30 protein-coding genes and 1 tRNA gene are annotated in these 25,200 nt (G+C 66.0%); 18 read left to right on the forward strand and 13 right to left on the reverse strand.

The window, feature by feature from the left end:
• Positions 1-350 precede the first annotated feature (350 nt).
• The 3 genes from WCL10_RS19210 to WCL10_RS19220 form a co-directional block, all read right to left on the reverse strand.
• Complete coding sequence (locus WCL10_RS19210) at positions 351-914, reverse strand: site-specific integrase (protein ID WP_336897259.1); 564 nt, start codon at positions 912-914, stop codon at positions 351-353.
• Positions 915-963: 49 nt separating this feature from the next.
• Positions 964-1,404, reverse strand: coding sequence for an Arm DNA-binding domain-containing protein (locus WCL10_RS19215; RefSeq protein WP_336897260.1), 441 nt, complete (start codon positions 1,402-1,404; stop codon positions 964-966).
• A 186-nt stretch (positions 1,405-1,590) separates the two neighbouring features.
• Positions 1,591-1,664: transfer RNA gene (locus WCL10_RS19220), tRNA-Gly, on the reverse strand.
• A gap of 136 nt (positions 1,665-1,800) precedes the next feature.
• On the opposite strand from WCL10_RS19220, the gene WCL10_RS19225 reads away from it, so the two are divergent.
• Both WCL10_RS19225 and WCL10_RS19230 read left to right on the forward strand, forming a co-directional pair.
• Entirely contained in the window at positions 1,801-3,939 is a 2,139-nt protein-coding gene (locus WCL10_RS19225; RefSeq protein ID WP_336897261.1) for an acetate--CoA ligase family protein, read from the forward strand.
• Between the two features lie 86 nt (positions 3,940-4,025).
• Positions 4,026-4,562, forward strand: coding sequence for a hypothetical protein (locus WCL10_RS19230; protein WP_336897262.1), 537 nt, complete (start codon positions 4,026-4,028; stop codon positions 4,560-4,562).
• Positions 4,563-4,589: 27 nt separating this feature from the next.
• Here the strand turns inward: WCL10_RS19230 and WCL10_RS19235 are convergent, their stop codons facing one another.
• The 4 genes from WCL10_RS19235 to WCL10_RS19250 form a co-directional block, all read right to left on the reverse strand.
• A complete protein-coding gene (locus tag WCL10_RS19235) occupies positions 4,590-6,302 on the reverse strand; it encodes a hypothetical protein (protein WP_336897263.1) in 1,713 nt (570 codons plus the stop codon).
• Between the two features lie 63 nt (positions 6,303-6,365).
• Complete coding sequence (locus WCL10_RS19240) at positions 6,366-7,169, reverse strand: SGNH/GDSL hydrolase family protein (protein ID WP_336897264.1); 804 nt, start codon at positions 7,167-7,169, stop codon at positions 6,366-6,368.
• The gene (locus WCL10_RS19245; RefSeq protein WP_336897265.1) at positions 7,169-8,398 is read right to left on the reverse strand and encodes an aminotransferase class I/II-fold pyridoxal phosphate-dependent enzyme; all 1,230 of its coding nucleotides are present in this window, start codon (positions 8,396-8,398) and stop codon (positions 7,169-7,171) included. Before WCL10_RS19245 ends, WCL10_RS19240 begins: the two co-directional genes overlap by 1 nt.
• 4 nt (positions 8,399-8,402) lie before the next feature.
• Positions 8,403-8,642, reverse strand: a complete 240-nt coding sequence (locus WCL10_RS19250) for an acyl carrier protein (RefSeq protein ID WP_336897266.1) — start codon at positions 8,640-8,642, stop codon at positions 8,403-8,405.
• A gap of 146 nt (positions 8,643-8,788) precedes the next feature.
• Between WCL10_RS19250 and WCL10_RS19255 the strand changes: the two genes are divergently transcribed.
• Positions 8,789-9,355: a Pycsar system effector family protein gene (locus tag WCL10_RS19255; RefSeq protein WP_336897267.1), complete on the forward strand. Its 567-nt coding sequence runs from the start codon at positions 8,789-8,791 to the stop codon at positions 9,353-9,355.
• 15 nt (positions 9,356-9,370) lie between these two features.
• On the opposite strand, the gene WCL10_RS19260 is transcribed toward WCL10_RS19255, so the two are convergent.
• Positions 9,371-9,733, reverse strand: a complete 363-nt coding sequence (locus tag WCL10_RS19260; protein ID WP_336897268.1) for a response regulator — start codon at positions 9,731-9,733, stop codon at positions 9,371-9,373.
• A gap of 28 nt (positions 9,734-9,761) precedes the next feature.
• On the opposite strand from WCL10_RS19260, the gene WCL10_RS19265 reads away from it, so the two are divergent.
• From WCL10_RS19265 to WCL10_RS19285, 5 genes are read left to right on the forward strand one after another with little or no spacing between them, the layout of a single operon-like run.
• Positions 9,762-10,064: a DUF3572 domain-containing protein gene (locus tag WCL10_RS19265; RefSeq protein WP_336897269.1), complete on the forward strand. Its 303-nt coding sequence runs from the start codon at positions 9,762-9,764 to the stop codon at positions 10,062-10,064.
• The gene (locus WCL10_RS19270) at positions 10,064-10,699 is read left to right on the forward strand and encodes an HAD family hydrolase (protein WP_336897270.1); all 636 of its coding nucleotides are present in this window, start codon (positions 10,064-10,066) and stop codon (positions 10,697-10,699) included. Before WCL10_RS19265 ends, WCL10_RS19270 begins: the two co-directional genes overlap by 1 nt.
• Positions 10,689-11,156 (forward strand): RidA family protein, encoded by a 468-nt coding sequence (locus WCL10_RS19275; protein ID WP_336897271.1) that lies wholly within the window; start codon positions 10,689-10,691, stop codon positions 11,154-11,156. The genes WCL10_RS19270 and WCL10_RS19275 overlap by 11 nt, the downstream gene beginning before the upstream one ends.
• A complete protein-coding gene (locus tag WCL10_RS19280) occupies positions 11,137-11,916 on the forward strand; it encodes a glycerophosphodiester phosphodiesterase family protein (RefSeq protein WP_336897288.1) in 780 nt (259 codons plus the stop codon). Before WCL10_RS19275 ends, WCL10_RS19280 begins: the two co-directional genes overlap by 20 nt.
• Positions 11,913-13,043, forward strand: a complete 1,131-nt coding sequence (locus WCL10_RS19285; protein ID WP_336897272.1) for a GNAT family N-acetyltransferase — start codon at positions 11,913-11,915, stop codon at positions 13,041-13,043. Before WCL10_RS19280 ends, WCL10_RS19285 begins: the two co-directional genes overlap by 4 nt.
• A gap of 89 nt (positions 13,044-13,132) precedes the next feature.
• Here WCL10_RS19285 and WCL10_RS19290 read toward each other — a convergent pair whose 3' ends face one another.
• Positions 13,133-13,480, reverse strand: coding sequence for a hypothetical protein (locus WCL10_RS19290; protein WP_336897273.1), 348 nt, complete (start codon positions 13,478-13,480; stop codon positions 13,133-13,135).
• Between the two features lie 262 nt (positions 13,481-13,742).
• Here WCL10_RS19290 and dksA point away from each other — a divergent pair, with 262 nt between their 5' ends.
• From dksA to WCL10_RS19305, 3 genes are all read left to right on the forward strand, one after another.
• Positions 13,743-14,201: an RNA polymerase-binding protein DksA gene (dksA, locus tag WCL10_RS19295; RefSeq protein ID WP_336897274.1), complete on the forward strand. Its 459-nt coding sequence runs from the start codon at positions 13,743-13,745 to the stop codon at positions 14,199-14,201.
• A gap of 212 nt (positions 14,202-14,413) precedes the next feature.
• Positions 14,414-14,779 carry a PilZ domain-containing protein gene (locus WCL10_RS19300; protein WP_336897275.1) on the forward strand — a complete coding sequence of 122 codons (366 nt, stop codon included), beginning with the start codon at positions 14,414-14,416 and terminating at the stop codon, positions 14,777-14,779.
• Positions 14,780-14,884: 105 nt separating this feature from the next.
• Complete coding sequence (locus WCL10_RS19305; RefSeq protein WP_336897276.1) at positions 14,885-16,366, forward strand: ABC transporter substrate-binding protein; 1,482 nt, start codon at positions 14,885-14,887, stop codon at positions 16,364-16,366.
• Positions 16,367-16,375: 9 nt separating this feature from the next.
• Here WCL10_RS19305 and WCL10_RS19310 read toward each other — a convergent pair whose 3' ends face one another.
• Entirely contained in the window at positions 16,376-16,552 is a 177-nt protein-coding gene (locus WCL10_RS19310; RefSeq protein ID WP_336897277.1) for a DUF1674 domain-containing protein, read from the reverse strand.
• Positions 16,553-16,623: 71 nt separating this feature from the next.
• Here WCL10_RS19310 and WCL10_RS19315 point away from each other — a divergent pair, with 71 nt between their 5' ends.
• Entirely contained in the window at positions 16,624-17,889 is a 1,266-nt protein-coding gene (locus WCL10_RS19315) for a methyltransferase domain-containing protein (protein WP_336897278.1), read from the forward strand.
• Positions 17,890-18,135: 246 nt separating this feature from the next.
• Here WCL10_RS19315 and msrA read toward each other — a convergent pair whose 3' ends face one another.
• Positions 18,136-18,663 carry a peptide-methionine (S)-S-oxide reductase MsrA gene (msrA, locus tag WCL10_RS19320; protein ID WP_336897279.1) on the reverse strand — a complete coding sequence of 176 codons (528 nt, stop codon included), beginning with the start codon at positions 18,661-18,663 and terminating at the stop codon, positions 18,136-18,138.
• 136 nt (positions 18,664-18,799) lie between these two features.
• Here msrA and WCL10_RS19325 point away from each other — a divergent pair, with 136 nt between their 5' ends.
• The 6 genes from WCL10_RS19325 (at position 18,800) to WCL10_RS19350 (ending at position 23,784) form a co-directional block, all read left to right on the forward strand.
• Complete coding sequence (locus tag WCL10_RS19325) at positions 18,800-19,642, forward strand: methyltransferase (RefSeq protein WP_336897280.1); 843 nt, start codon at positions 18,800-18,802, stop codon at positions 19,640-19,642.
• 14 nt (positions 19,643-19,656) lie between these two features.
• Positions 19,657-20,418 carry an SDR family oxidoreductase gene (locus WCL10_RS19330; RefSeq protein WP_336897281.1) on the forward strand — a complete coding sequence of 254 codons (762 nt, stop codon included), beginning with the start codon at positions 19,657-19,659 and terminating at the stop codon, positions 20,416-20,418.
• Between the two features lie 676 nt (positions 20,419-21,094).
• A complete protein-coding gene (gene pufB, locus WCL10_RS19335; protein ID WP_336897282.1) occupies positions 21,095-21,256 on the forward strand; it encodes a light-harvesting antenna LH1, beta subunit in 162 nt (53 codons plus the stop codon).
• 10 nt (positions 21,257-21,266) lie between these two features.
• On the forward strand, positions 21,267-21,596 hold the full coding sequence (locus WCL10_RS19340; protein WP_336897283.1) for a light-harvesting protein: 330 nt from the start codon (positions 21,267-21,269) through the stop codon (positions 21,594-21,596).
• A gap of 74 nt (positions 21,597-21,670) precedes the next feature.
• Positions 21,671-23,119, forward strand: a complete 1,449-nt coding sequence (locus WCL10_RS19345) for a PucC family protein (protein WP_336897284.1) — start codon at positions 21,671-21,673, stop codon at positions 23,117-23,119.
• Positions 23,116-23,784 carry a hypothetical protein gene (locus WCL10_RS19350; protein ID WP_336897285.1) on the forward strand — a complete coding sequence of 223 codons (669 nt, stop codon included), beginning with the start codon at positions 23,116-23,118 and terminating at the stop codon, positions 23,782-23,784. Before WCL10_RS19345 ends, WCL10_RS19350 begins: the two co-directional genes overlap by 4 nt.
• Positions 23,785-24,089: 305 nt before the next feature.
• Here WCL10_RS19350 and WCL10_RS19355 read toward each other — a convergent pair whose 3' ends face one another.
• Together WCL10_RS19355 and WCL10_RS19360 are read right to left on the reverse strand one after the other, a co-directional pair.
• Positions 24,090-24,524: a hypothetical protein gene (locus tag WCL10_RS19355; RefSeq protein WP_336897286.1), complete on the reverse strand. Its 435-nt coding sequence runs from the start codon at positions 24,522-24,524 to the stop codon at positions 24,090-24,092.
• Between the two features lie 20 nt (positions 24,525-24,544).
• Positions 24,545-25,200 (reverse strand): cadherin domain-containing protein (locus WCL10_RS19360; protein ID WP_336897287.1); only part of this gene is annotated, 656 nt, incomplete at its 5' end.

Consider the following 25,200-nt stretch of genomic DNA (forward strand, 5'->3'; position numbering starts at 1 on the left):
AACGCGCAATCGCCGCCTGATCGAAACACGCTGCGGCCTTCGGCGTATGCTTACGGATGCGCGCTTGTCGGCCAGCCTTCCTAACCCCGGTGTCCAACGTGTGAGAACAGACGGGGAATATTCAATAGGTAGAGCCTCGCAAACCTGGCAAAATCGAGGGAATAAATCTTGACAATCACGAAGTGCCATTAGTGCGCACCAATTTCCGCCCCCTTGCGCAATTGGTGCAGATAATCTGACCACAATTGCGCCATGGCCACCCGCTCTTGCCAGTGTGCCCCGCGCGTGCAGGCCGCTCGCACCTTGTCGGTATCGCCTTGGGCAAGCGCCCGCTCGATAGCGTCCGGGTGCTACTTGCCGCTTTCGTTCAACAGCGTTGCGGCCATGGCCCGGAAGCCATGGGCGGTCATTTCGTCAGTAGTGTAACCCAGCCGCCGCAGACCCGCGTTCAAGGTGTTCTCACTCATGGGGCGGGTGCGGGTGCGGACAGAGGGAAAGACATAACCAGCCGGGCCGGTGAGGGCATGAAGCTCCCGCAGGATCGCCAAGGCCTGCCGTGACAGCGGTACGCGGTGATCCTTCTGCATTTTCGTTTTCTCGGCTGGGATGGTCCAGAGCGCGCCGTCCAGGTCGATTTCCTCCCAACGGGCGTGCCGCAGCTCGCCGGGCGGGACAAAGACGGGGGGAGCCAGTTGCAACGCCCTCCGGGTAAGCCCAAGGCTTTCATAGCCGTCTATGGCCCGGAGCAGCTCGCCCACCTTCACCGGTTCCAGAACCGCCGCGTAGTGCGTCACCTTCGGCGTTGCCAGCGCCCCGCGTAGGTCGCACGTGGGATCGGACGCCAGCCGGGCAGTCGCCACGGCATAGCGGAACACCATCCCGGCTAGCTGCAACGTCCGGCGGGCGCTTTCCATCTTACCCTTGGCTTCAATCGTGCGGACAGCAGCCAGAATGTCGCTCGGCTCAATCTCCCCGATCGGTAAGCTCCCCACGGCGGAATTCAGCCGGGACAGGAGATATTCGCTCCGCGTGGACGTGGCGGGCGACCAGCCGCCTTGGCCGTCGCTCTTTCGCTAGGCACAACACTCTGCGGATATGATGGCAAAGGTGTTCATGGCTTCGGCCTGTTGCCGCACCTTTCGCCCGTTGCTTTTCCCGCGACGGGTCTTTGCTGGCGGGGAGCTGCTGCCGGGCCTCGTCCCGCCGCTTGCGCGCAGCGACCAGACTCACTTCGGGATAGGCGCCGAAGGCCATCAGCTTCTCTTTACCTGCCAGCCGGTACTTAAGTCGCCAGAGCTTCCCACCGGCTGGCGTCATCAGCAGATAGAGGCCTTCCCCGTCTGCCACCTTGTAGGGCTTCGGTCCCGGTTTCGCCTGCCGGATTGCAACGTCTGTCAGTGCCATGGCCAGCCTCGCATACCCCAAAGGCTGCACGCGCTACCCCCAGCCTCTCTTGGCTTCCCCCAATCATACCCCCATCGGCTGGCGGCTAGATGTGGACGCGGATGGACGAATGCGGCCTGATTTGCGCAGAATACCTTGGTTTTTGCAGGTTTTTCCAGACTGATACGGACGCGGCTGGACGGCAAATGGAGCGGGTAGCGGGAATCGAACCCGCATAGCCAGCTTGGAAGGCTGGAGCTTTACCACTAAGCTATACCCGCGCTCGCCCGGCTTCTGCCACGAGCTGCGCCTGCCCGTCAACCTCCTGCCAAGCTGCCGCACGCCCTTGCGGGCAGCCTTGCCCTGCGCTGTCGCAGCGGCTATTGTTATATAGTATAACCAAATCCGGAGAGCGTCGTGTCCGATCCTGCCATCCCTGCCAGCAACGCCCCAACCCGTCCGGCGCTCGAGCGGCTGCTTCGGCCGCGCTCGGTCGCGGTGGTCGGCGCGTCCGACAAGCCCGGTGCGCTTGGCACCACGCTGCTCTCCAATCTCGATGCCAACGGCTTTGGCGGCGATGTCTATCCGATCAACCCCAAGCGCGAGAGCCTTGGCGGGCGTGCCTGTCTGCCGGGGATCGAGGCGCTGCCCGAGGGTGTCGATGCCGCCGTGCTTGCCATCCCCCGCGCGGGCGTGCTCGATGCGGTACGCGCGCTGGCCGAACGCAACGTCGGCGGCGTGGTGATCTTCGCTGCGGGCTTTGCCGAAGGCGGAGCGGAAGGTCTTGCCGAACAGCAGGAGATCGCGCGCATTGCCCATGCCGCGGGCATGGTCGTCGAAGGCCCCAATTGCCTCGGCCTCGTCAACTACGTCGACCGGATCCCGCTGACGTTCGTCGAGACCAAGGCGGTGCCGCCGGCCGGCCGCCGCGCCATCGGCATTGTCTCGCAATCGGGCGCGATGGCTGCGGTGCTTGGCACCATGCTCCTCGCGCGCGATTGCGGCGTGTCCTACTCGGTTTCGACCGGCAACGAGGCGGCGAGCGGCGTCGAGGACTATGTCGATTGGATGATCGACCAGGACGACACTCATGTGATCGCGATGATCGTCGAGCAATTCCGCAAGCCGGCGCGCTTCCTCGCCGCCGCCGCCCGCGCGCGCGCTGCGGGCAAGCCGGTCGTGCTGCTCCACCCCGGCACCTCGAGCGCGGCGCGCGAATCCGCCGCAACACACACCGGCGCACTGGCCGGCGATCATGCCTTGATGCGCGCCAAGGTGGAGCGCGCCGGGGTGATCATGGCGGAAACGCTGGAGGAACTGGGCGACATCTCGGAAATCGCGGTGCGCTGCCCCGCATTGCCTTCTGGCGCGGCGGCGGTCCTGGGCGAATCCGGCGCGTTCAAGGCGCTCACGCTCGATCTGGCTGAAGCGCTCGGCCTGCCGCTCGCTGCGCTGGGGGATGCGGATTCGCCCGCCCTGCGCGCTGCGCTGCCGCCGTTTGTGCCGGTCAGCAATCCGCTCGACATCACCGCGCAGGGCCTCTCCGAGCCCGCGATCTACACCCGCTGCCTCGAGGCGCTGCTCGATGATCCGCGTGTCGGCACCGTGCTCGCCGGGATCATTCAGGCCGAGGCCGTCACCTGTGCCATCAAGTTCCCTCCGATCCTTGCTGCCGCGACCGCCAAGCCCCTCACCAAGCCGTTGATCTTTGCCGGGCTCGACGAAGGCGCTGCTGTCCCGGCCGAACGCATCGCCGCCTTGCGCGCCGCCGGGATCCCGTGGTTCCCGACGACCGAGCGTGCGCTGCGGGCGATCACCCGGCTCACGCATTTCGCGGCGCGGGATAACGCCGTCAACGCCGAGGCCGCGCTCCCCGTGCCCGGGCTTGCCGATCACACCGATGTGATCCCCGAATATCAGGCCAAGGCGCTGCTCGGCCCGCTTGGCATTCCTTTCCCGGCGGGTCAGTTCGCGGCGAGTGCCGATGCCGCCGTCGCGGCTGCCGAGGCGCTTGGCTATCCCGTCGCGATGAAGGCGCAGGCCGCCGCGCTGAGCCACAAGAGCGACGCTGGCGGCGTGATCCTGAACCTTTCGGATGCCGCTGCTGTCCGCGCTGCATGGGACAGGATGCACGCTTCCGTGGCAGCCTACTCTGCCGCGATCACGCTCGATGGCGTGCTGATCGAGGCGATGGGGGCCCGGGGCGTCGAGATGATCGTCGGCGCGAAGAACGATCCCGAATGGGGTCCGGTCCTGCTTGCCGGCTTCGGCGGCGTGACGGCCGAAATCCTTGGAGACGTGCGCCTTCTTGCTGCCGACATGACCGCCGAAGCGGTCGAGGCCGAACTCATGCAGCTGAAGAGCGCGGCGATCCTTTCGGGCTATCGCGGCGCCCCTGCGCTCGATGTCCCCGCGCTCGCGCAGCTCATCGTCACGCTCGGCCGCGTACTGCGCGCCGAACCCGCGATCCGCGAGGTCGATCTCAATCCGGTGATCCTGCACCCCAAGGGCCAGAGCGTTGTCGCGCTCGATGCTCTGATGCTGCTGGAAGGGTAAGAGCCCCTATCCACGGAGGCGAACGGCATTGCTGCGAAGCATTGCTGTGGTACCTTCGCGCCCGGTCGTCACCGAGGAGAGAGGCCTTGTTCCAGCGTCCCGCCTACGCCCTGATTGCCGCGCTGCTTGCCGCCCCCGCCGCTGCGCAAGTCGGCGGCATTCAGCAGCAACAGCTCGAAAACGGCTTCCTCACCGCGACGACCGCACAGCTCGGCGCACAGAACCTGACGGGCGCCGAGATCTATATCCACCGCGCCGTCGATGCCCTGTCGGAAGGTGATTTCAAGCGCAGCCTCGCCATTCTGCGGCCCTACCGGCTGACGGCGTCCTACACTCATATGCTGATCTCCGGCCTCGCGCACAAAGGTCTTGGTGACTACGCGGCGGCGCGCAAGGACTATGAAGGCGCGCTGCACAAGCGGCGCAACTACCTCGCCGCGCAGATCGCGTTGGCCGAACTCGAGGCCGGACACGGCGACAGGGCCGTCGCGCTCCAGCTTCTTCAGGACCTGACTGCGCGGCGCGATGCCTGCGCCGGCACTTGTCCGGATCAGGCGGAGCTTGCCAGCGGGGTTGACCGGGTCAACGCGGCCCTGCAGGCTCCGGCACGCACCGCGCCCTGAGACTGCCTGCTCCCTGACCCTGCCTGCTCAATGCACCCGCGCTGTCATCCCCTCGGCGCGGCGGAGCACATCCTCGGCCACCGTATCCCTCGGGCGCAGCCGCAGCGAGTCCTCCGCCGCAGCCCGCGCGCCTGCCGCATCACCTGATGCCAGCAGCGCCGCCGCGACATCGCGCCGCACCGGATACCAGAAGGCAGGCGGATCGGAAAACTGCATGAAATCCTTGGTTTCCTCGATCTCGGCGGCGATAGTGAAGGCCTTCGCGGCATCCTTGTAGCGCCCCTCGGCCATCGCGATGCGCCCTTCCAGAACGCCTCGCGTGATGCCCAGCATCTGCTCGGGCGCACGGTGGTCGCTGTCGATCTTGCCGTCCTTGCCCTTGTCCGCCACTTGCACCGGGATAGCGGCAAGCTCGGCCTTCGCGCCCGCCAGATCGCGCAGCCAGACCATGGCCTCGCCCCGCGCATAGTGCCGCGCCGTCTTGAGGTAGGGCAGCTTTGGCTCGGCCAGCGCCAGCACGGCTGCCGGATCATCGAAGCGCGCCATCGCAAAATAGCCCGCCGCAGCCAGCATCTGCGAGAACGGCTCGGCCTTTTCCCGGTCGGCCGAATGCGCCACGAGGGGACGTGCGAGGTTCAGCGCGGTGCGCGCGTCCCCCGCCATCATCGCCCCGCCGAGGCCGAAGATCACGTTGTGCGCATGGTAGGGCAGGTCCCAGACCCCCTTGGGCTCGGGCAGCCCGAGCCGCCTCGCGTTCGCCTTGCCGATTTCCACCGCGCGCCAATTGGTGTCTGCCGCATCCTGATACCGCCCCACCCAGAAGAAGGTGTGGCTGGGCATGTGGACGAGGTGGCTGGCATTGGGCGCAAGCCGGGCAAGCTGATCGGCATGGCGCTCGGCCCTGGCGGGCTCGCCCACCACTTCGGTGGCGTGGATGTAGAAGTGGATCGCCGGAGTATGTTCGGGTGCGCGCTTCAGCACGGTTTCCAGCAGCGTGATCGCGGCATCGAGCGCGCCATGATCGAAATCGTCGGCATCCTCCTGGAATGCGGACACCATCAGCGCGTCCGCCGTCAGCACTGCGATCTCGTTGTCCTCGGGATAGCGTGCGGCCACCTTCTTCATCGCGGCGGCATAGGCGACGTCGCGCGCATGCACGTCCTTGCCGGGCAGATAGCGCGGGATCAGCGCCGCGATCAGATCGCGCTCGCGGGCTGTACCGGTCTTCGCGGCGAGGGTTTTCGCCTTGCGCGCGATGGTCAGCAGCGGCGCGCGTTCCTTGGGTTCGCTGCCATAGTTGATCGTCGGGCCCGCAACGAGCGCCTCGCCCCACAGGCACATCGCGCAGGCAGGATCGAGCCGCACCGCTTCGGTCATCGCGGCAATCGCCGCCTTGTGGGCGAAGGCCGCGCCGAGTTCGAGGCCGTTGGAAAAGAACGCCTGCGCGCCCGGAACCGAAGTCGTGATGGTGAAGCCGCCGTTGCCATAGCCTGGCAGCAACGTGGGTACTTTCGGCACGGCATTGTCGTCATGCGAATGGCCGTCGCCGCCATGGTCGCCGTGGCCCGGATCGGCAGGCTTGGCGGCGCCGTCTGCGGTCTGCGCTTCGCTCAGCGGCTTGCCGGGCGGAACCGCCGACATATCATGCCCGGGCATATCGCGCCCCGCCTGCGCCATGACCGGGGTTGCAACAAGGGCGAAAGCGGCCCCCGCGATCAGTATGGTTTCAAACCCGCGCAATGATTTTACCCTCGCCTGTGAGCCAGAAGTTGCACGGCTCGCGGCGCTTGGCAATGTGGGCGCTCAGCGCGGCTGGGTGGCCTGTTTCTCCGCCTCGGCAATCGCAGCGATGGCGATCGGCTCCATCACCGCATAGCCCTTGGCGTTGGGGTGAATGCCGTCGGGTGCCACGTCCGGGTTCATGCCCCCTTCCGCGTTCACCAGCGCCCCATGGTAATCGGCATAGACCGCGCCTTTGGCCCTCGCGAGGTCGCGCAGCCAGGCATTGAGCACCACGACCTGCTTCGCGGGCTTGATCTGAGCCCGCCAGGGAATCGTTGCTGCGGGCAGGATGCTGCCGATCACCACGCCGATGCCATTGGCACGCGCCAGATCGACCATTGCGGCCACGTGGCTCTTGAACATGTCCGGGCTGTTGGGGCCGGTGTTGCCGCCAAGGTCGTTGGTGCCGACCATGATATGGACAACGCGCGGGCGCAGCCGCACCACGTCCTGATAAAAGCGCACCAGAACCTGTGGGCTGGTCTGCCCGCCGATCCCGCGCCCGACCACGCCGCTGCCGAAATGCGCCGCGTTCTGCGGAATCCAGCCTTCGGTGATCGAATCGCCGATGAACACCACGCGGGGCGGTGCCGCCAGTTGGCGGTTCGCCTCGGCATAATGGCATTCCCAGGCCCAGTCGCTTTTCAGGATATAGGGGTGGGCGAACCACAGCCCCTTCTGATCGGGACAGGGCTTGTCCAGCATACCCTCGCCCGGCGCCTCGACCGGCGGGGAGGGCGGAGGCCAGCTTGGCGCGGGCGCCGTCTGGGCCAGTGCCGGACCAGCCCAGAGCGCGAGCGCCGCGATGGCCGCCGTCCGGCCCATCAGATGATACCCACGGCCTTGCCGGCGCGCTCGAACATGCCGGTGATGATGCCCACCTGCTCTGCCGTATGCTCGGCGCAGAGCGAGCAGCGCAGCAGGGTCATCCCCGCCGGTGTCGCTGGCGGGCGGGCGAGGTTCACATAGAGCCCCTCGCGCAGCAGCGCTTCCCACATCATCGCCCCGCGCTCGAGGTCCGGCATGATCACCGCAATGATCGCGCTCTGCGGCTCAGCCGTGCCCAGCTTGAAGCCCAGCCGCGTCAGCGCGCCGTGCAGCGTGCGTGAGTTCTCCCACAGGTGCGCGCGCTTGTTTCCCGCTTGCATCAGCTTGCGGATCGAGGTTGCGGCGGTTGCCACCACGCTCGGCGGCAGGCTCGCGGTGAAGACATAGGGGCGGCAGACGAGGCGCATGATCTCGAACTTAGGGTGGTTCGAAACGCAGAAGCCGCCCACCGTGCCGACCGACTTGGAGAAGGTGCCGATCACGAAGTCGACATCCTCCAGCACGCCCTGGTCCTCGGCCACGCCGCGCCCGTTGGGTCCGATGAAGCCCATCGAATGCGCTTCGTCGACCAGCACCATCGCGCCGTTTTCCTTGGCGATGCGGATCATTTCCTTCAGCGGCGCGATGTCGCCCAGCATCGAATAGACGCCTTCGAGCACGACCAGCTTGCCCGCGCCTTCGGGAATGCGCTTGAGGCGCTTTTCCATCGCCTCGATATCGTTGTGCTTGAAGGGCACGACTTCGGCGTCGCCCATCTTGCAGCCGTCCCAGATCGAGGCGTGGCTGTCGATGTCGAGCACGATGTAATCGCCCTTGCCCGCGATCGTGCTGATGATGCCCAGGTTCGCCTGGTATCCGGTCGAGAACACCATGGCATGGTCCATGCCGTAGAATTTCTTGAGCGCCTCCTCGCAGGCGCGGTGCCCCGCATAAGTGCCGTTGAGCACGCGGCTGCCGGTGGTGCCGCTGCCGAACTCGTCAAGCGCTTGCTTGCCCGCCGCGATCACGTCCGGGTCGAAGGTCATGCCCATGTAGTTGTAGGTGCCGAGCAGGATCGTCTCGCGCCCGCTGCAGATCGCGGTGGTGGGCGAGAGAACCTTTTCCATCACCAGGCTGAACGGATCGGTCACGCCCGTCGCCAGCAGCGAGCGGCGCGTTTCGATCAGCGCATCGAACTTCGAGAAAAGATCGTGCTTCGCCATGTCAGGCGGGGTCATGTCGTTCATGCTTTCAGCCCTTCAGCTGCGTCACGGCATCGATCAGCTGGCCGTAGGTCTCGATCTCGGCCTGCTGGTTCATGCTGATGATGATGTCGAATTCGTCCTCGATCGCGGCCACGAAATCCATGACCGTGAGGCTGTCCCATTCAAGGTCCCCGGCGAACGAGGTGGTCTCGTCGATGGCAAGGCCGTTCTTGTTGAACGGCTCGATCACTTCGGCAATGCGGGCGGCGGTAGCGGCGCGATCCATGTCTTGTCTTCTCCGTGATTGAGGCGCCCTTGCCCCAAGAATGCGGCTGAAAAGCGGCCAGCCGCGCCGCTTGTCAAGCGTGGGCGCCCTGTGGCATCCCCGGCTTTGTGGCTCCCTTGCGAGCTACGCAGCTTGGGAGAGCGCCCGTGGCCGAACACCCTCTGCCGACAGAGCCGCCAAAAGCAACTCCTTCGCCGCTTTCCCCTTCGGGCTATTCGAACCACGCGATCCATCTCGTGCGCACCGTGCAGACGATGAACCTCACGCTCAGCCAGATGGCCGATTCCAAAGCCTCGATCCTGATGGGCGCGACGTTCGTGGTCTTCACGATCACCATGGGCCAGGCGAAGAACGGCCATCTGCCCGCATCCCTGCTGGTCCTTGCCGCCTTCGCTTTCGCCTCGGCGATGTGCGCGGTCACTGCGGTCCTGCCCTCGATCGGCCGCCCGGCCAAGGGCGGCGGCGCCCCCAACAAGCTCTTCTTCGGCACCTTCAGCGCAATGGACGAGGAGGAATGGACCCAGAGTGTGCTCGCCGATCTCAAGTCTGACGAGGCCGCCTACCGGCTGATGCTCCACGATCTCTATCAGAACGGCCAGGTGCTCCAGAAAAAGAAGTACCGCTGGCTCGGTCACGCCTACCGCCTGTTCATGGCGGGGCTCACGCTCACGGTGCTGGTCTTTCTCGCCGAGAACTTTGCCGCGAGGCAGTAAGCCAGACCAGCCCCGTCACACCAAATGGCGCACCGCCGCCATGAAGGGCGCGATCGAGACCGGCTTGGCGAGATAGCCCTCCGCCCCCGCCTCGCGGATGCGCTCTTCGTCACCCTTGCCGGCATAAGCGGTCACCGCCAGCACCGGGATCAGCCGAAGCCCGGGATCGCCCTTGAGGGCCTCGATCAGTTCCAGCCCCGAAATGTTGGGCAGCTGGATATCCATGATGATCAGATTCGGCACGAATTCCCTTGCGCGTACAAGCACATCGCGCCCATCGGCGAGCGGCTCGACGGCAAAGCCGCTGGCCTTCAGCACATCGCAGAACAGCTTCCGGTTAAGGTCGTTGTCCTCGACAACCAGTATTCTTTTTGCCACTGAGCCCCAGTATCCTCATGCCCCGCCCTTGGCACTTGCCTACTCACCCCGGAAGGCCCTGACAATCGCCCGCGCATCCGCCTCCACACCCGATCCTGCCGCCACCGCGCTGCAGGCGCTCGGCTGGGTGCTGGGTGATGGTGAGCGGGCGGAGCGGTTCCTCGCGCTCACCGGGTTGACGCCGGACGAACTGCGCGCCGGTCTTGGCGATCCGGCGGTTCAGGGCGCGGTGCTCGAATTTCTTTGCGGGCATGAGGCCGATCTGATCGCGGCGGCCGAGGCGCTGGGCATCGCCCCGGCTGAGCTTGCCGCCGCCCGGGAGAGATTGTGATGACGAAACCGCTGGTGATCAGCGACTGCGACGAAGTGCTGCTGCACATGGTCGCGCCCTACAAGGAGTGGCTGGGCGAACAGCACGGCATCGATTTCGTGATGGAAAACAGCGATTTCGGCAAGGCCATGCGCTATGCGAGCACCGGCGATGCGGTTCCCCCGGCCGAGATCTGGCGCCTGCTCGGCCTGTTCTTCGACAACGAGATGCACCGCCAGCCCGCGATTGCCGGCGCGGTTGCCGGGATCAATGCGCTGGCAGAACATGCCGACGTGGTGATCCTGACTAACCTCAACGATGATCGCCGCGATGCCCGCGCGCGCCAGTTGCAGGATGTCGGCATCCATGCCCGCGTCTTCACCAACCAGGGGCCGAAGGGGCCCGCGCTCAAGGGCATTCTCGAAGAATACCAGCCCAGCCGGGCGGTGTTCATCGACGATCTGCCGCAGCACCACGGGTCGGTGATGGAAATTGCCCCACATGTCAGCCGCCTGCATTTGTGCGGTGAGCCGATGATCGCGCGCCACATCGATTGCGCGCATGTGAAGGGCCACGCTCATGCCCGTATCGACGAGTGGGAGCATGCGCTGCCCTGGCTGATGGACCGCATCAACGGAGTGAACGATGACGTATAACGCCGCCGCCAAGCTCGCCGAACTCGGCCTTGCCCTTCCCGCCCCGGCCGCGCCGGTCGCTGCTTATGTGCCCACGGTCGAGGCGGGCGGCTTCCTCTATGTCTCGGGTCAGGTCTCGTTTGTCGACGGCGCGCTGGTCAAGGGCCGGTTGGGCGAGAATGTCAGCCTGGAAGAGGGCATGATCGCTGCACGCGGCTGCGGCCTCATGCTGCTGGCGCAGGCCCAGGCCGCGCTCGGCTCGCTCGATCGCATCGCCCGGGTGGTCAAGCTTGGCGCGTTCATCGCCTCGACCACCGATTTTACCGATCAGCCCAAAGTCGCCAACGGCGCATCGGAACTCATGGTCGCGGTGTTCGGCGAGGCCGGCAAGCACAGCCGCAGCGCGGTCGGCGTGCCCGTCCTTCCCCTCGGCTGCGCAGTGGAAATCGATGCTGTATTTGCTGTCCATCCTGCTTGATCGCCTGCTCGCGCCCGCGCCGCTCGCCGCGCGGGTGGCGTGGCTCAAGGGCGTCATCTATGCGCACCGCGGCCTGCACGGCGCGGGCCTGCCGGAAAATTCGCCCGCCGCTTTTGCCGCCGCGATCGAGGCCGGGCTCGGCATCGAATGCGATGTCCAGCGCAGCAGCGACGGGCAGGCCATGGTCTTTCACGATTGGGAACTCGACCGCCTGACCGCCGAAAGCGGGCTCCTGATCGAACGCAGCGCGGCCAAGCTCGGCCAGATCCGCATCACCGGCGGTGAGGACACGATCCCCACGCTGCGACAGTTGCTCGATCTCGTTGCGGGCCGTGTACCTCTACTGATCGAGGTCAAGACCCGTCCCTCCACCCGCATCCCGGCCAGCTGCCTTGCGGTGCGCCGCCTGCTCGAAGGCTATCGCGGCCCTGTCGCGGTGATGAGCTTTGATCCGCGGGTGTCGCGCTGGTTTGCCCGGCATTCCAGCCACGTGGTGCGCGGTCTGGTGATGAGCGAGGAAGGCAGCCGCACGCTTTTCGCGCGCACTCGGCGCCACATCATGCTGTGGCGGGCGCAACCTGATTTCCTCGCCTACGATATCTCTGACATGCCCAGCCGCTTTGCCTCTGCGCAGCGCCGCCGGGGTTTCCCTGTGCTCACCTGGACGGTCAACACGCCCGATCTGATGGAACGCGCGCTGCGGCATGGCGATGGCCCGATCGCGGAAGGGGCGGGGCTCAGCAAGGCCGACCGCGCGTGAGCATCACCGCGCGCGTCCACCACGCTGTCGGCGAAGTTGCCGCGGCCGATTGGGACGCGCTGGCGGGGGAGGGCAATCCCTTCACCACCCACGCCTTCCTGACGCTGCTCGAGGAATCAGGAAGCGTCGGTGGCCGCAGCGGCTGGTCACCCCTCCCGCTGGTGATCGAGGACGATGCCGGTCGTCCGGCCGCCGCGCTGCCCGCCTACCTCAAGGGGCACAGCCAGGGCGAGTATGTGTTCGATCACAGCTGGGCCGATGCCTGGCACCGCGCGGGCGGCGAGTACTACCCCAAGCTGCAGATCAGCGTGCCCTTCACGCCGGCCACCGGTCCGCGCCTCCTCACCGGCGGGCACGATGAACTCGGCGTGCCCCTGCTGCGCGTCGCCGAGCAGGTTTGCGCACAGAACAAACTCTCCTCCGCCCACGCCACTTTCATCGAACCCTCGCAGCTCCCGCTGTTCGAGGAAGCCGGCTGGCTCCTGCGCACCGATACCCAGTTCCACTGGGACAACGCAGGTTACGCCAGTTTCGATGATTTCCTCGCCCAGCTCTCGTCCGAAAAGCGCAAGAACCTGCGCAAGGAGCGGGCGAAAGCGCAGGACGGGGTCGAAATCCGCACGCTGACCGGCGATGCGATCCTGCCCGAACATTGGGACGCGTTCTGGGTGTTCTATCAGGATACCGGCGCACGCAAGTGGGGCCGCCCCTATCTCACCCGCGCCGCCTTCACCCTGATGGGCGAGCGCATGGCGGACAAGATCCTGCTGGTCATGGCCTACATCGGCGACCAGCCGGTCGCGGGCGCGCTCAATTTCATCGGCAGCGAGGCGCTCTACGGCCGCTACTGGGGGGCCGTGGTCGACAAGCCCTTCCTTCATTTCGAGCTGTGCTACTATCAGGCGATCGACGCCGCGATCGCGCTGGGGCTGAAACGGGTGGAAGCGGGCGCACAGGGCCAGCACAAGCTGGCGCGTGGCTACAAGCCGGTGCCGACCTGGTCGGCGCATTACATCACCGACCCCGGCTTTCGCCGCGCGGTGGCCGATTTCCTCGAACGCGAACGGCAGGGCGTGGCGCAGGAACAGCTCTGGCTGGGCGAACGCACGCCCTTCAAGAAAGGCTGAGCTGCCCTATTCCTCTCCCGTTTCACAAGGTGCAAATGGGGAGGGGGCGGCCTGAAAGGCGGTGGAGGGGATCCTTGCGTGAAACAGGCTCAAGCCGCCCGGCTGTCTGTCCGCGTCGCGCGCAGCCATTCGCGGGCGCGGCGCTGGGCTTCGGCGATTTCGCGCGCGGTCATGTCGTCGGAAACCTCGGCGCGGCAAATGGCCGCTTCCTCGTGTCCGCCCACAGCGGCAAGGTTGAACCACTTGTGCGCCTCGATCAGATCGCACGGCGCGCCGTGGCTGCCGGTCGAATAGGCAACGCCAAGGTCGAAGAGTGCGTCCATGTCTCCGGCCGCGGCTGCGGCAAGGCAGGTCGCGACGAGCGTGTCGGTCGCGGCGCTGTCCGCGCTGCCGGTGATTTCGGTCTCAGAGACCAGCTTGATCCAAGTCTGTGCCATAACCCTGTTCCCCTGTCCCGCCGGGCCGCCGCACATGGCAGGCCGGACAGGGACAAAGTCACCAAACTTGGTCAACAAGTGGTTAACGCCGCAAAGATTGCCGCGATTTTCTGAGCTGGGCACAAGTGGCGATTGCCTACGAGGAAATCCTTGTACCGATTCCGCCACTTGCTTATAGGCCCGCCAAACCGAGAGCCTCGCTTGCCCCACTCCGGGCATCGCGGCGCCTGGGGGTCGCAAGAGCAGCAGCTTGGAGGGCCGGATGGCTGGGGTTTTGAGTGACGAGATCGACGTACTGTCCAAAGCGCGCCGGGCCATGCCCGGTGACTATCTCCCTTCCGACGACGAACCATACATGAACGAGGCGCAGCAGGACTATTTCCGCCGCCTGCTGCTTGAATGGAAGAAGTCGATCCTGTCTGCCTCCGCCGGCACGCTCTCCGCGCTGCAGGACGGTCCGATCCGCGAGCCCGATCTCAACGACCGCGCTTCGAGCGAAACGGAATGGGGCATCGAACTGCGCACGCGCGACCGTCAGCGCAAGCTGATCGCCAAGATCGATTCCGCGATGCGCCGGATCGATGAAGGCGAGTATGGTTACTGCGAAGTCACGGGTGAACCCATCGGCCTTGGCCGCCTGATCGCCCGTCCGATCGCCACGATGACGGTCGAGGCGCAGGAAGCGCATGAGCGCCGCGAGAAAATCTCGCGCGATATGTGATTCGGACCGGGCGCAAACAATCGCGCCCGGTCTGTCCCGCTCCGGTACAGCATTGGCAAAGCACGGTTAACCGCTCGCGAGATTAAGATTTTGTTTGCCAGACCCGCTTAGCAAATCGCCAGAAAGTTTTGCGACTTTCAAAACGGCGGACGGGCCTGATCCATGGGCCCGATCGCGGGAGTTTTCTTTCGCAGATGAGACGGAAACCGGGCGTGACTGAACTCGATCATCGGCAGGTGGGGCGTGATAGCCTGTTTCTCATGGCAGACGTGCGTCTTGCCGGTGCCGGTGACGAGCACCGGGTCAAGGTGCGCAACCTTTCGGGCGGCGGCATGATGGCGGAGGGCCACGTCAAGGTCACCCGCGGCGCCAAGCTCGATATCAACCTGCGCAATATCGGCTGGGTCGAGGGTGTCGTCGCCTGGATCCAGGAAAACCGCTTCGGCATCGCCTTCATGGAAGACATTGATCCCAAGCTGGCACGCGAACCGGTCAGCAATGGCAAGGGCGAAAGCACACCGCGCTTCGTCAAGCCGGTGCTCGCGGTCGTCGATCCCACCCGCCTACGCAAGATCTGATACCGAAATCTGAGGATTATCGCCTTCCGGGCGGCGCACGGCGCTGACCGGGGCGCCACCGCGTGCTAGCACGGCGGAGCGATGCAGCATGTCTCCCGCCTTTCCGTGGCCCGGACTGCGACTCTCGGGCTTGTGCTTGCGGGCCTTGCGGTGCTGGTGCTGCAGGTCGCGGGCTGCGGCCGCCGCAGCGAGGGGCCGCTGCCGATCGCGTTGATCGGCGATGGCGGCGCGTTTGATACCGGCGGTGCGCGCCTTTCGCCGGCCGCGCGCACCTTGCGCGGGGCTACTGTCGAAGGGCTGGTCGGGTTTGATGCCGAAGGGCACATCGTGCCCGCCATCGCGGACCGCTGGATCATTACGGACGATGGCCGCAGCTACATTTTCCGCCTTCGCGACGGCAACTGGCCGGGCGGCGGGCGAATCACCGCCGAAAGCGCTGCCGCCGCGCTGCGCAAGGCGCTTGGCCAACTCAAGGGCACCGCGCTCGGTCTTGATCTTGCCGCTATCGAGCAGGTCCGCATCATGGCCAACCGGGTGATCGAGGTCGATCTGGTCGCCCCGTTGCCCGATCTGCTCACACTGCTGGCACAGCCCGAACTGGGGCTGCCCTATGGCCGCCGCGGAGCCGGCCCGATGGCGCTGACGCGGCGCGGCGAGGCCGCTGTGCTGACGCTGATCCCGCCAGAGGCGCGCGGCCTGGCCGGCGAGGAAGGGATTGCCCGCCACAACCGCAGCCTGCTTGTCGATCTCCTCCCCGCTGCCCGGGCGGTCAAGCGCTTCAATGATGGTGATGCCGACCTCATGCTCGGCGGGCGCATTGATTCGCTGCCACTGGCCGAGGCGAACAACCTTGCGCGCGGCAATGTGCAGATCGATCCGGTCATCGGCATGTTCGGCCTGCTCGTTGAAAGCGAGGCGGGCTTCCTCGCCGATGCCCCCAACCGCGAGGCGTTGGCGCTTGCGATCGACCGCGATGCCATCATTGCCGCCTTCAATATCGGCGGCTGGCAGGCCACGACGCGCGTGGTCTCCGCCGGGGTGGCAGGCGACGCCGGTACGGTGGGCGAACGCTGGCTCGGCGTTGCGCTCGAACAGCGCCGCGCGCTCGCGGCGGAGCGCGTCGCGCGGTATCGGGCTGCAGGCAATCCGGCGCCGGTGCTGCGCATCGCCGCGTCCAGCGGACCGGGCACACGCCGGGTGATCGATAGGCTCACCGCCGACTTCGCAGCGATCGGCATAGCCACGGCTCAGGTGGGCGAGGATATGCCTGCCGATCTGCGCCTGCTTGATGCCACCGCGCGCTACGGCCGCGCCGCATGGTTCCTCAACCAGCTCGCCTGTGCGGTCCACAAGCCCGCCTGCAACGAGACGGGCGATGCCCTGCTGGCCGAGGCGCGGCGAACCAGCGACATGCGCGAGCGCGCGCGCCTGCTGGGCGAAGCGGAGGCCGAGATCACTGCGGCCAATGCCTATATCCCAATCGCCCGGCCCTTGCGCTGGTCGCTGGTGCGCAGCGGCGTCACCGGCTTTGCGCTCAATCCCTGGGGCTGGCACCCACTGCCGCCGCTGGCGGTCCTGCCGCAATAGCAGCCCTGTTCAGAAGTCGATCGCGATCCCGTTCCGCTCCCAGTCGCCGAAGCGCGTGGGGTCGAGCCCGTCGGGATCATCGCGCTGCTCGGCCGGGCGCGGTGCAGGGGCGGGTTCGTTGGTCCAGTGCGCCGGCCGGGTAAAGCCTGCGGGGCGGGTCGTCGCGCGGAGGGTCGGCTTGTCCATGGGCTCTGTCTGCCGGGGTCCGCGTGCAAGCGCAATTGCCAAGATGGGCACCACGCGCGATAGGCTGGCCAATGGCCCGTTCTCCCCAAGTCGCCGAAGAGGAACTCCCCGGCGTTCCCGCGCGCCGCGCCGCTCTGCGCCTGATCGATGCCGTTCTGCGGCGCGGCGATCCACTCGATCAGGCCGCACCTCCGGTGCTGCGCGCGATCGAGCGCGGCGACGACCGCGCCCTTGCGCTTGCCATCGCGGCCGAAGCGCTGCGCTGGCTACCCGATCTCGATCGCCTCATCGACAGCGCCACCCGCCAGATCCTGCCATCCGATGCCAAGGCGCGCAGCGTGCTGCGCCTCATGCTCGCGCAGGCGCTGCGGCTTGGCCTACCGCCCCATGCCGTGATCGCTACCGGCCTGCCGCTCCTCACCGGCGGCCCGCGCCGCCTTGCCCACGGTGTGTTCTCCGCCGTGCTGCGGGGGGAGGGGCTGCCCTCCGTTCCCACGCTGCCCGAAGCCGCCCTTGCGCGCTGGCAAGCCGCGTGGCCCGAGCGCGTCGCCGCGATTGCCGCCGGGCTCGCCGTTCCCCCACCGCTTGATCTCGCCTTGCGCGATCCTGCCCGCACTGCCGAATGGGCCGAGCGTCTCGGCGGCATGAGCCTCGCGCCCGGCCACGTGCGCCTTGCCCGCGCGGGTTCGGTCGAAAGCATCGACGGTTTTGCCGAAGGCGCCTGGTGGGTGCAGGATCTCGCCGCAAGCGTCCCCGCGCGTCTGCTCGGTCCGGGCGAAGGGCGCCGCGTGCTTGATCTGTGCGCCGCGCCTGGGGGCAAGACTATGCAGCTCGCCGCCGCCGGCTGGCAGGTCACCGCGCTCGACAAGTCGGCCCGCCGTCTCGAACGCCTGCAGGAGAATGTCGCCCGCACCGGGCTTTCGGTCGATGTCGTCGCCGCCGATGCCATGCAGTGGCGCCCCCCGGCGGAACTCTACGATGCTGTCCTCATCGACGCCCCGTGCAGCGCCACCGGCACCTGCCGCCGTCACCCCGATGTGCTCCACCGCCTTGTCGACCAGGCGGGCCTCGAAGACCTCCAGCGCGGCCTCCTCGAGCGCGCCTCGGGCGCGATCCGCGCCGATGGCCGATTGGTCTATGCGGTCTGCTCGCTCGAACCGGGCGAGGGCGAAGCGCAGGCCGAATGGGTCAAGGCCCTTGGCCGCGTCGCCATCACGCCCGACCAGCTCCCCGCCGGCCTCACGCCCACGTCCGAAGGCTGGTTCCGCAGCGACCCCGGTATGCTCGCCGAGGCGGGCGGCATCGACGGCTTCTTCGCTGCGATGTGGGAAAAATAGGGACAGTCCCCATTTATTGCCTGCCTGCTTCGCCTCCACATCTCCCTCATTCTTGCAAGCGAAGTGGAGCAATTCAGGGCATCAGGGCGCATCGCTGGATCAGAAAATAGGGGACAGTCCCCATTTTTCGAAAAAAGAGGCCGAACCCTGCGGCGAAGCCGCTCCTGGGCATCAACGCATCGAGGGGAACACGGCCTCGCGGTCGCAATCAACCCCTCCGCGCCTCCGCGAGAAACCTTTCCTCTTTTACCCCTTGGCTTTCGCCGCAAAGCTCTTGCGCAGCTTCATCAGCTTGGGCGGAATCACTGCGAGGCAATAGGGATTGCGCTGGCCTTCGCCCTGCCAATATTCCTGATGATAGTCCTCCGCCGGATACCACGTGGCCGGACCCTCGATCGTCGTCACCACAGGCTTGGCGCTAGCCGCCGCGGCGCGTGCGATCGCGGCTTCCATTGCCGCGCGCTGCACGTCGTCGGTTGGAAAAAGCGCCGAGCGGTATTGCGTGCCGACATCGTTGCCCTGCCGGTTCAGCGTTGTCGGGTCATGCGTCGCAAAATGGATGTCGAGCAGATCATCGAGCGACAACAGCGCGGGATCGAAGGCAACGCGGATCGCTTCGGCATGCCCCGTCGTCCCGCTGCACACCTGCTTGTAGGTCGGGTTCACTGTGGTCCCGCCGATGTAGCCGCTTTCCACGCCCGTCACCCCGATCACGTCGCGGAACACCGCCTCGGTGCACCAGAAGCACCCGCCCGCCATGATTGCCTCAGCCATTTGCCTTGATCCTTTCCGCGGAGACCATGCCCCGAATTCGATGCCGCCCAAATAGGAATGAAGGGGGCGGTTGTCATCGCCTGCCACCCGCTTAGGCTGCATGGCAGTTCGTGCGAATCGCCACCGGAGTTACCCCATGCGCAAAGTTGCCCTTCTCGCCGCTCTTCTTCTCGCCGCGCCCGCCGCGCTGGTTGCTGCTCCCGATGCACCGGCACCCGCCGCCAGCACCCCCGATCCGCTCATGGCCAAGGTGCTCGCTGATCCGCGGCGTGACAAGGACCGGGTGCGCGATGCCTTCCGCCACCCCGCCGAAACGCTTGCTTTCTTCCGCATCCAGCCGGGTATGACGGTGGCGGACTATATGCCTTCGAGCGGCTGGTACACGCGTGTCCTAGTCCCCTATCTGGGCGACAAGGGCACCTACATCGGCCTGACCGCCGGCACCGCCACCGCCACGGGTGACACCAAGACCCGCCTCCAGGCCTTCCCCGCGCAGTTCCCGCCCAAGGCCGCAGGCTGGACCGGCGTTCCCGAAGCGCGCATCCCCGCTTTCACGCTTGATGCCGTGCCTGCTGAGCGCAAGGGCACGGTCGACCGCGTGATCATCATGCGCGAAGTCCACAACATGTGGCCCGACAATTTCCTCTACAACGATCTCGCCGCGATCCGTGCCCTGCTCAAGGACGACGGTCTCCTCGGCATCGAGGAACACCGCGCCAAGGCCGATGCCCCCGCCGATTACACCCAGGGCACCAAGGGCTACATGCGCGAGGCCGATGTCATCGCGCTCGTCGAAGCCCACGGCTTCCGCCTTGTTGGCAAGAGCGAGGTCAACGCCAACCCGAAGGACAGCGCCGACTGGCCCGAAGGTGTCTGGACGCTGCCCCCCGTGCTCGCCCTGAAGGACCAGGACCGCGCCAAGTACGAAGCCATCGGCGAAAGCGACCGCATGACCCTGCTCTTCGCAAAGCGCCGCTAGGACCGGGCGCACCAATGCAGACAGCAGTGGTAACCGGCGCGGCGCAGGGCCTGGGCCTCGTCACCGCGCGCAGGCTGGCGGCCGCCGGCTACCGCGTGGTGCTCACCGACATGCAGGACGCAGGCTTGCAGGCCGCTGCCATCGGGCCGCATGCGATTGCCGTGAGCGGCGACGTTGCCGACGAGGCCTTCGTCGAAGACTTCGCCGCCCGCATCGCCGCCGATTGCGGCGGGGCGGCGGTGCTCGTCAACAATGCCGGGATCAGCCTCATCCAGCCTGCGGAGGACACCACGCTCGATCAGTGGCAGCGGATGATGGCGGTGAACCTCCAGGGCCCGTTCCTCCTCTGCCGGGCCTTCGGCCGCCAGATGCTGGCTGCGGGCAAGGGCTCGATCGTCAACGTGGCCTCGGTCGCTGGCCTTGGCGGGGTGATCCACCGTTCGGCCTACAACACGTCCAAGCACGGCCTCATCGGCCTCACTCGCACCCTCGCGGGCGAATGGGGCGGTCGCGGCGTGCGCGTGAATGCGGTCTGCCCCGGCTGGATCAAGACCGAGATGGACGTGAAGGACATGGGCTCGGGCGCCTATGACGACACCGATATCGTCAACCGCGTACCGATGGCCCGATTCGCCCAGCCCGAAGACGTTGCGGAGGCCATCACCTTCCTCGCCTCCGACGCCGCCGCCTTCATCAACGGCGTAGCCCTGCCGGTGGACGGCGGCTGGACAGGCGATATTAGCTGGGACAGCTTGCGGCTGAAGACGCGGGGCTGAGCGCGTCCAGATCGTCCCAATTCCTGGCAGCGGTTGAGAGGTACCTGCCAGGAAAAGGGCAGCGGACCCTGCCCCAGGAAAGCCCTCTCTCCGTCAGGGGAGGCGATTGAAAGTAGGGCGCCCGATAGGGAAGAAGCAAGCCTCCGGCGGACGAGGGGCGGCGGCCCTTGCAGCACCAGAACAGCCCCTCCTCGAGCACCCACTTTCTCTCAGACTGGCCAGCCTGGTCGGGATGAACCGGGGCAATTGCTCGCACCGGCGATCAAGCCCTGAAGCGGCGCAGGCAGCTGGTATGCCGAATCCATGCAAGCAGCCATCGGGGCGCCGGAACCGCCTCTGCGGTCCCTTTTCAGGGAAGTCCCGCCAATGAATTCTGATGGCAGCGTCGTCGAAATAGGGGGGTGTCGCGGCCGATTATCTGGCCGATGGCAGTCAATGAAAGCCGGCTAACGCGTTGCGAAACCGTCTCAAATTCATCAATCCCGGTATCATGGTGAGGGGTGGGTGTCCATTTATCTTGACATCTTTGAGCGTTATGAATCCTTGACATATGGTGCCGAGGCGAGAATGCAGGGGTGCCGGTGCACGTTTAATGTGCGTCGGGACGGGCCACCGCACTCCCCTCAGGTGCCACCGCCCGCCTTCTGAAGACGAGAAGTGGGGGGAAGGAGCTGCCATGAGCGATCTTGATGATCCTGAACGGGTCTGGCCGACTGGGCTGACGATCCGCGAAAGCGAAGAGTTGCACAAACATGTTATCGACGGCGCGCGAGTGTTTTTCGTGATCTCGCTGATCGCGCACACGCTTGTGTACATGTACTCACCCTGGCTGAAGTAGGAGCAGGACCATGAACCAAGGACGTGTTTGGTGCGTGGTAAACCCGACCATCGGGTTGCCCGCTTTTCTCGGCTCAGTCGCGTTGATCTCGTTCACCGTCCATTTTGCGGTGATCGAAAACACGACATGGGTGAAGCGCTTCTTCAACGGCTCCGACGCTGCTGCCGCAGCTGCGGCAGCGCCGAAGACTGCCGCAGCGAATGGCTACACAATCCGCGTCGCGCCAACGGGACCCGATGGCGCGGTCAAGGTCGATGTGACGCCGGCTGGCGCCGGACAGCAGGCGATGAATGCGGTGTTGCAAACGCCGACAAAATCGCCGGCTCCAACGGGCGGCTAGACCTGGAAGGCGGGAGTGCCGACGCACTCCCGCCAACCAATACCTTCTACGGGACTTTCAGCGGAGTAAGCCGAATGAACCGGGCCAGTCGCTTCATGATGCGGCAATGGGCAGGACTGGGAGCGCGTTTCCTCCCGTTCGCCGACGCTGCCACACCCGATCTGCCGCTGTCGCGGCTGCTGCGCCTGTCGCTGTTTCAGGTCGCGGTCGGGATGGCGCTCACGCTGCTCATCGGCACGCTGAACCGGGTCATGATTGTTGAACTTGGCGTTCCGGCTTCGCTTGTCGGGGCGATGATCGCGCTTCCGCTGCTGTTTGCGCCGTTCCGCGCCGTGATTGGCTACAAGTCCGATCATCACCGCTCCGAGCTTGGCTGGCGCCGCGTCCCCTTCATCTATCGCGGGGCCATGCTGCAATTCGGCGGCCTCGCCATCCTGCCCTTTGCCCTGCTCGTGCTCGCGCGCCTTGGCGATTCGGCCAGCGCCCCGGCCTGGGTCGGCCAGGCAGCTGCCGCGCTGGCCTTCCTGCTCGTGGGTGCAGGTCTGCACACGGTGCAGACGGTCGGCCTCGCGCTCGCCACCGACCTCGCCGCGCCCGAAAGCCGTCCCAAAGTCGTCGGCCTGATGTACGTCATGCTGCTGGTCGGCATGATCGCCAGCGCGCTGCTGTTCGGTGCGATGCTGGCCGAATTCACGCCCGGACGCCTTGTCCAGGTGATCCAGGCCTCTGCGCTGCTGACAGTCGTGCTGATCGGCGTCGCCGCGTGGAAGCAGGAACCGCGCCGGTCCACGGCACGGGTTCCGCAGCCCGTTCCGCCTGATTTCCGCACGGCCTTTTCAAGCTTTCTGGCTGGCGACCGCGCGCTCAATTTCCTGCTCGTCACCGGAATCGGCACCATGGCCTTCACCATGGAGGATGTGCTTCTGGAGCCTTATGGCGGCCAGGTGCTCGGCCTCGCCGTGGGCGAGACGACCAAGCTTACCGCCACTCTGGCGATTGGCGGCATTGCCGGTTTCGGCCTGGCATCGCGCGTGCTGGCGCGGGGCTATGATCCGCTGCGGCTGGCTTGCATCGGCGTCGTGCTGGGCATCCCTGCCTTTGCCGCGGTCATATTGGCTCAGCCGCTCGATAGCATCCTGCTTTTCGCGCTGGGCACGGCAGCGATCGGCGCAGGCGCCGGCCTGTTCGGCCATGGTACGCTGACAGCTACCATGAACCGCGCCCCGCGCGATCAGATCGGCCTCGCGCTCGGCGCCTGGGGCGCGAGCCAGGCGACCGCGGCGGGGCTTGGTGTCGCGCTGGGCGGTATCATCCGCGACATCGTCGCCACGACCTCCAATCATGCGGCAACCGGATACCATGTCGTCTATGGTTTGGAGATTGTGCTGTTGTTGGTTACGTTGGCGAGCGCCGCACCCTTGCTGGCCGCTGAGTCTCGTGATGCGGCTCGAAGCCATGCAGGCCGAAACCAAAGGGGCAGCCCAGGTGGATCTGGGATCATACAGGAAGGGAGTGCACTATGAGCGAAGTTGCAAGCCGTCTCTACAGCAGCGCCGCTGCGGCAGAGGACGCAGCGAACGCCTTGCGAAGGGCGGGCTATCGGCCGAACGAATTGGCTGTCCTCTCCCGTCCCGACGGCGACGAAGCCGGCGCGCGTGATGCGGTGCTGGCGCATGCGCGCAGCGCTGGCGTTTTCAAGTCCCGCGCTGCCGAGCTTGCCGACGGTGTCGCCAAGGGCGCGACTGCGGTCGTCTGCCATCCGCGCTTCGGCGAATCCTATACCGTCCGCGATATCCTCGATGCGCGCGAACCGCTTGACCCAGGCAATACGAGCGGCCGCTCGACCTCGTCGGCTGTTGACGCCGCACCGCTTTCCGATCTTCTGGGCCTGCCGGTGCTGGGCGGACGCGGCGATTTCTTCTCGAACCTCTTCGGTCTGTCCGCCGTGTCGCGCAATTCGCGGTCCAAGACCCAGCTCATGGGCCAGACCGGGCCTTACAAGCCGATCATCCCCATGCCCACCCTCTCGGGCGGCCGGGGCGGCTACAAGCCGGTGATCCCCATGCCGACGCTCTCGGGCGGCAGCGGCAGCTACAAGCCGGTGATCCCCATGCCCACCCTTTCGGGCGGCAAGGGCGGTTACAAGCCAGTCATTCCGTTGCCGACGCTGACCGGCAAGGGCGACTAAGGGCGCGGACTGGCTGCCGCCAGCTAACCGCGTGGTGCTCACCCACACGCGGGACGCTGGGGCCGCCGGTCGCTGCTACCGGACCGGATGCGATAGCGGTAGACGTCGGCTGGACCGGCGATATCAGCTGGCACAGCCTGCGGCAGAAGGCACGCGCCTGAACACCCTCTCCATTTCAGATGGGGAGGGGACCGCCGTGCATATCCCGAGCTTGTGTAAGGAAGCGGTGATGGGGGCTTAGAGGCCAGCCTGCTTCGCGCGTATTGGCCACAGCCTCGGCCGCTCGACGCTCCGTATTGGCCGTATCAAGCGATGATCTGGAGATCGGTGTAAATCAGCACGGGATGGTTCGACGTACCCAGCACGGCGACAAGCGTGGCGGCAGCACCGCCAAGTCCGTCAGCGTCGTAGTAGAGCTTGCCGGAAAGGGTGTCGTAGATCACCCGGTCGGAAGCATCATGCGCGGCTTTGGCGCCGTCAGCGGCATAGAATTCGTCGACTGAAAGCGCACCAAGATGATTGAAGCCCTTGAAGACAGCGCTGCTGAACTGGATCTTGTCGTTCTCATCGCCATTGAAGTCGGTGATCTTGTCGACGTTTGCCGAGCTTGCGGCGGTGTCGAACACGAAGAAGTCGCGCCCGGTCCCACCTGTAAGCACATCCTTGCCGGCACCGCCGAAAAGCGTGTCGCTTCCCGCCCCGCCCTTGATGTTGTCGTTGTCGCCAAAGCCCTTGAGCACGTTGCCGCCAGCATTGCCGATCAGCGTGTTCGCCGATCGTTTCCACGCCCCGACAAGCTGGCCGAACCCAGAAGCGAGAGGTTCTCCAACTCGGGCGCGAGTGTGTAGCTCAAGCTTGTCTTGATGGTGTCGGCGCCACTGCCCGCGGCCTCGATAATCTGGTCTCCGGCGTCGTCCACGATGTAGACGTCATTGCCGGTGCCGCCATCCATCTTGTCGGCACCCTTGCCGCCATCGAGAACGTCGTTCCCGCCATTACCCGTCAGCGCGTCGTTGCCCGCACCACCCTTGAGCGTGTCATTGCCCGATGCGCCGATCAACGTGTCTGCCCGCGACGTGCCGATCAGCAGTTCGTCGGCCACATTGGTCACGGTGACCGCGATGGTCTGGGTATCGGTCAGCTGACCATCGGACGCCCGCACCACGACATCGTAGACGTTGTTCTTCCCGGTATCCTTCGGCGCCTCGAAATCCGGCGCAGCCCTGAAGGCGAGCGCACCGGTTTGCCCGTTGATCTTGAACAGGCCCGCATCGGCGCCGCCGACAATCGCGTAGCGGAGCACCGTGCCTGCATCGACATCGGTCGCCGTGACCTTGGTGACGGTCGTGCTGTTCTCTGTGTGAACCGCCCCGGGATTGCCGGAGGCCCTAACTCCTGAGAGGAAGGGTCTACGAT

Source organism: Novosphingobium sp. (assembly GCF_037133355.1).
Classification (GTDB): Bacteria; Pseudomonadota; Alphaproteobacteria; order Sphingomonadales; family Sphingomonadaceae; genus Novosphingobium.